Origin of the sequence: Okeania sp. SIO2B9, from assembly GCF_010672505.1 — a bacterium.
GTDB lineage: Bacteria > Cyanobacteriota > Cyanobacteriia > Cyanobacteriales > Microcoleaceae > Okeania > Okeania hirsuta.
Genome location: NZ_JAAHGK010000420.1, coordinates 1 through 5,552 on the forward strand (window position 1 = coordinate 1; position 5,552 = coordinate 5,552).

General features: G+C 36.0%; 6 protein-coding genes and 2 pseudogenes. All 8 read left to right on the forward strand.

The window, feature by feature from the left end:
• A pseudogene (locus tag F6K13_RS15890) lies at positions 1–103 on the forward strand (IS630 family transposase); the annotation flags it as partial.
• A 350-nt stretch (positions 104–453) separates the two neighbouring features.
• Positions 454–1,356 (forward strand): MBL fold metallo-hydrolase, encoded by a 903-nt coding sequence (locus F6K13_RS15895; protein WP_124155646.1) that lies wholly within the window; start codon positions 454–456, stop codon positions 1,354–1,356.
• A gap of 102 nt (positions 1,357–1,458) precedes the next feature.
• The gene (locus F6K13_RS15900) at positions 1,459–2,544 is read left to right on the forward strand and encodes a bifunctional riboflavin kinase/FAD synthetase (protein WP_124145239.1); all 1,086 of its coding nucleotides are present in this window, start codon (positions 1,459–1,461) and stop codon (positions 2,542–2,544) included.
• 428 nt (positions 2,545–2,972) lie between these two features.
• Positions 2,973–3,278: an RNA-binding protein gene (locus F6K13_RS15905; RefSeq protein WP_124155647.1), complete on the forward strand. Its 306-nt coding sequence runs from the start codon at positions 2,973–2,975 to the stop codon at positions 3,276–3,278.
• Between the two features lie 329 nt (positions 3,279–3,607).
• Complete coding sequence (locus F6K13_RS15910) at positions 3,608–4,516, forward strand: MoxR family ATPase (protein ID WP_124145237.1); 909 nt, start codon at positions 3,608–3,610, stop codon at positions 4,514–4,516.
• Between the two features lie 543 nt (positions 4,517–5,059).
• Entirely contained in the window at positions 5,060–5,227 is a 168-nt protein-coding gene (locus F6K13_RS15915; protein ID WP_287278543.1) for a hypothetical protein, read from the forward strand.
• Complete coding sequence (locus F6K13_RS15920; protein ID WP_287287821.1) at positions 5,214–5,381, forward strand: hypothetical protein; 168 nt, start codon at positions 5,214–5,216, stop codon at positions 5,379–5,381. Before F6K13_RS15915 ends, F6K13_RS15920 begins: the two co-directional genes overlap by 14 nt.
• Positions 5,372–5,552, forward strand: a pseudogene (locus F6K13_RS15925) (hypothetical protein); the annotation flags it as partial. The gene F6K13_RS15920 and the pseudogene F6K13_RS15925, both read left to right, overlap by 10 nt.

Sequence of the window (5,552 nt, forward strand, 5' to 3'; positions counted from 1 at the left end):
TGGGTCATATGATCAAGATTTACTTGAAGCTTGGCTGAAATATTCTTTGATTTCTCAGTTAGAATCAGGAGACATTATAGTAATTGATCATACCAGTTTTCACAAAAAAGATGTTAGCCAAGAGTAACGAGAAAGAATCTTGAACGTGATTTTCACCCCTTTCAGAGAAGCTCTAGAATACTTGTATTTTTAAAGCAAAGAGTCTCAAATAGTATTATTATAAATGTAGAAAATAGTCGATAAAAATTCCCCGAGTCATCTAAATATCAGCAGAGCTAAAAACCTTAACTCTCATCTTCCACCCAAATTTTGATAGATTCATTCAGCATAAGAGTTAACATATTGAAAGTATATCATTACACTAAAGATTAAGCCATTTTATGATGGCAAAAATTTGACTAATAAGTAAAATCTCCTCGATGGACTTACTCAAGAAATTCTGCGATAAAACTCATGTCGGTTAAACAAAATCAATTCACAGTTCAATTTTGGGGCGTAAGAGGTAGTATTGCTTCTCCCGGAGCAGAAACAGTAAGATATGGGGGTAATACTCCTTGTGTAGAAATGCGAGTTGGTGGACATCGCCTGATTTTTGACGGTGGAACTGGCCTACGAGTTTTGGGTCAATCCCTGATGTCTCAAATGCCCGTAAAAGCCCATATGTTCTTTACCCATACCCACTGGGATCATATTCAAGGCTTTCCTTTTTTTGTACCTGCTTTTGTTAAAAATAATTGTTTCTATATATATGGAGCAGTTGCTCCAAATGGAGCTACTATTCAACAGAGGCTGAATGACCAGATGCTCAACCCTAATTTTCCTGTACCTTTGCAAGTTATGGGGGCTGAACTTAAGTTTTTCGATTTGGAAATAAGTCAGCCAATTAAAATTGGTGATATAGTTATTGAAAATGCTTTACTCAACCACCCTGGAGAAGCAGTAGGATATCGTGTCAACTGGCAAGGATACACTGCAGCTTATGTTACTGACACAGAACATTTTCCCGATCGCTTTGATGAAAATGTTTTATTTTTGGCTCGTCAAGCAGATGTATTAATCTACGACGCTACTTATACAGATGAAGAATATTATTCGGACAAGTCTAGTAAAATAGGTTGGGGACATTCAACTTGGCAGGAGGCTGTAAAAATTGCTACAGTGGCTCAAGTTAAAAAATTAGTGATTTTTCACCATGACCCTATACATAATGATGATTTCTTAGATAAAGTAGGAGAGCAAGTAGCAGAAAAATTTCCTAATAGTTTGATGGCAAGAGAAGGTCTTTCAATTCAATTAATTCCTCCAAGCAATAGTGAAGACAATAATTCAGCAGTCAAACACTCCAAAAAAATCTAAAGTTTCAGCTTAATATTAATTTTGTTAGTAAGCTGACAAAAAATATAGATGAACAAAGATTAAATGTAGTAGAAAATGATTCAATCAACAAAAATATAAGGTGTGTGGGTAACTTCTTCTTTAGCTACAGTACTAACTCCAACTACCGTTGCCTTGGGAAACTTTGATGGTTTACATCGAGGACATAGGCAAGTAGTTCAACCAACTTTAAAATTAGATACTAGAAAAAATTCACTCTATGTTTATCCATCACAAACAGATACAGAAGTAGACAAAAACACAAAACTTCAATTATTAAATTCATCATGGTATTACCAAAGTGAATTGGACAAAAATGATGATTGTCAAGAGCCAAAAATTTATTCAACTGTTGTAACTTTTAATCCTCATCCCCAAGAGTTTTTTAGTGGAAAACCAAAAAAATTGTTAGCTCCACTAGATGAAAAATTAGCTCTTTTTCAACAGATGGGAGTAGAACAAGTGGTATTACTGCAATTTGACCAAGAATTGGCCAATTTAACTCCTACTCAATTTGTAGAAAAAATTCTGGTAAAACACTTAAAAGCAAGTCAAGTAAGTGTCGGATGGGACTTCCGCTTTGGTAGAAACAGGGTAGGAAAAGCAACAGATTTACAGACTATTGCAGCTAACTATAATATAGAAGTTACGATTGTACCTCTATACACTTGTGAAAATGGAGAACGTATTAGCAGTTCTATAATTCGTCAAGCTCTTGAGCAAGGAGACCTGAAAAAATCCAATCGTTTATTAGGTCGTCCCTACAGTTTAGCAGGTCAGGTGGTGGAAGGACAAAAATTAGGTAGAACTTTAGGATTTCCTACAGCTAATCTACAGCTACCGCCACAAAAATTTTTGCCTCGTTTTGGAGTTTATGCTGTGGAGGCCTATATCTTTGGACAGAAGCAACTTCAGGAAAATTCTTCTGGCGATTGTCCACACTTAGGAGTAATGAATATTGGCTGTCGCCCCACATTAAATGGTCTACACCCGACTACAGAAATTCACTTGTTAAATTGGTCTGGAGATTTATATGGTCAGACTATAATGGTAAATTTGATTGAGTTTTTAAGACCTGAACAAAAGTTTGCTTCTTTAGATTTACTAAAAGCAAAAATTCAAGAAGACTGTGCAATTGCTAGAAGTATACTCGTAAGTAACACTAAATAAATTTAATATAAAATAATCTTGTTGTTTCAATGGAAAATAGTTTAGTGATGGGTAAATGTCGTATCACTCTAATTGATCATTGCTTTTAAATTAATTATTGGTCGAATGTATCAAAAATAAATTATGCAAAGCTAAAAAAAATATAGCATTCCTGTTTAACTTGTAAAATTTGATGAATAATTTAGCCTAGACATTTTATCAAATTTCTATTTAGCTAAAATTTAAAAAGTTTTACTGGTAGTTTTAAGTTGGACTAAAGTTGTAATCTGTATAATTTTTAGCCAAAACTGTCTATGATATAATCTAGTTCGAGAATAGGTATAGGTTACAGTTTTTGCTTTCAGTGGTGAGCTTTTTTGTGATGTTTCATCTGGCATTACTGGCCTTCCGAAATCTCTCTAGATGGCATTTAATTTTGGAGGTCAAATATGTCGGTTTACGTTGGAAACCTTTCGTACGATGCAACAGATGAAGATATCAGAGATGTCTTCAAGGAGTATGGTAGCGTTAAGCGAGTTCAAGTTCCTTCAGACCGTGAAACTGGTCGCCCCAGGGGCTTTGCTTTTGTAGAAATGGAGACAGAAGATGAAGAGACAGCAGCCATTGAAGCACTTGATGGTGCTGAATGGATGGGACGTACTCTCAAGGTCAATAAAGCAAGGCCACGAGAAGGTCGAGGGTCATCTGGTGGTGGAAGAAGAGGCGGAGGAAACAAATTCTCTAGTGAATACTAAACTCTCATAGTTAAATTAGATTCAATTCAAGGGATGGGAATTAATCCTGTTCCTTTTATCTTCTAGTATTAATCACAATTTGATTGATAATTTTTCTGATGTAAATAGCGCGATCAAGCTAATATTTTAAGTATTAAACTTCAAGAAATTGTTAAAATAAAATTTTTGGCCTTAATTTTGATGATGTTTCTCTTTGGTGTTTATTGTGCCAGACTTTTTGCATAAGTCTGTTAATTTTTTCAATTGATGAAAGAGTTTTAATTTAGTAGTTAGAAGCCAGGATATTTTGGACTTTCAGCCAATATTTATAGATAGCAAATCATAATTTTATGAAAGAAAGTATTGAAAAGCTGAAACAAAATCTTAGTCAGACTATTCTTGGTAAAGAAGATGCCATTAACTTAGTATTAGTAGCACTTCTTTCGGAAGGTCATGTTCTTTTAGAAGATGTTCCCGGTGTGGGTAAGACCTTATTAGCTAAATCTCTAGCTTATTCGATCGCTGGAAAGTTTCAGCGAATTCAATGTACTCCTGATTTACTACCTACCGATATTACTGGTACTAATATTTGGAACCCTAGCAGTGGAAAATTTGAATTTCTACCAGGTCCGGTGTTTGCCAATGTGCTATTGACAGATGAAATTAATCGTGCTACCCCGCGTACTCAGTCTGCTCTATTAGAAGTAATGGAGGAAAAACAGGTTACTATAGATGGGGTTTCGCGTTCTGTTCCTAAGCCATTTTTTGTCATTGCAACTCAGAACCCTATTGAATATCAGGGGACATTTCCACTGCCGGAAGCACAAATGGATCGTTTTAGTTTATCTCTGACATTAGGCTATCCTACAGAATCTGAAGAGTTACAGATGCTACAAAGAATTTCTGAGGGAGTAGGATTAAGTACACTAAAAGCTTGTATTACTTTAGAGGAAGTCGAAGAGTTGCGTCGTTTGTGTAGTCTAGTGAAAGTAGATGAGTCTTTACAAAAATATATTCTCCGATTAGTAAGAGCAACGCGGGAAGATGAAGAAGTTACACTGGGTGTTAGTCCTCGTGGAACAGTTGCTTTGCATCGAGCAGCTCAAGCTTTAGGGTTTCTTGCTGGAAGAGATTACGCTATTCCTGATGATGTGAAATTTCTTTCTCCCTATGTCCTTTCCCATCGTTTGATACCAGCAGGAGGAAGACGTGCTCAAACAATTGTGGAAAGATTACTGACTTCTGTAATGGTTTCCTAAGTTTGAGTTTTTGATTGTTAGAAGTGCGGTTAGCTATTTGATAGTTAACTAGGTTTGCTCAAATTAATGAGAAATACAGGTAATACTAAATCCGGTTTATAGAGTCTGATGATTGTGCAGATGGGGAGGTAGGGTGTAGGGGAGATGGGGAGAGAATTTAATCTTACATCAGAGTTGTCGCTAAATAGAGGGAAAAAATCGCTCCAACCTAGACAGAGCAATAATTCTAAGCATTTTTAATTCCTAATATCTAGAATCCTTACAGAACAAGGTTTTTGGGGATTTTTTAAGTTATAAACCGACTAGTCTATCCTATAAAGTATTTTTGATCACCGGATTTGTTATAAGTAGGTAGGCGTTAACATTTATTGTTAGATAAAGGCAGTAGGCAGAATAAAAGAGGTTTCTGAGCTACTTTACTTTTTGTGACATACTTTGTTTTTTGGCTTTGGTGGGTGGAGAATGCTGTAAAATCTAAAGTGTCACAAGGAAAGCTCAAAACAATCCACTGTCCCAAATGTCTATCATCTCGATTTAAAAAAAATGGTTTTCGTCGGGGGAAACAATGCCATCAATGTCAAAATTGTGGCCAACAAGATTGTTGAATCTCCAAGTAATAACGCTGATCATCCAAAAGTCAAAAAACTCTGTCTCAAAATGTATCTCAACGGCATGGGATTTCCAGCCATCGCATCTAGTGACAGAAATTGACCATACTACCATTATCAATTGGGTAAAAGAATTGGCACAACAGTTATCCGATGAACCACAGGATGATGAAATTCCTGAAATCACTGAGATTGATGAACTACAGACGTTTGTGGGAAATAAAAAACAGATTGTTTGGAATAGCTTGTGTGGTTAATCATTGGAAACCGGGAATTATCCTTTGGGAAATTGGCGTTCGCGATAGCGATGCGGAGCATGATCGCTCCAGGGCAAACTTTTGAGAAGTTATGGCAAGTTATCCAGTTTTGGCATAGCTTTTGGTATGTCACTGACGGTGATCGAGTTTACCCAAAATATAGCAATGAGC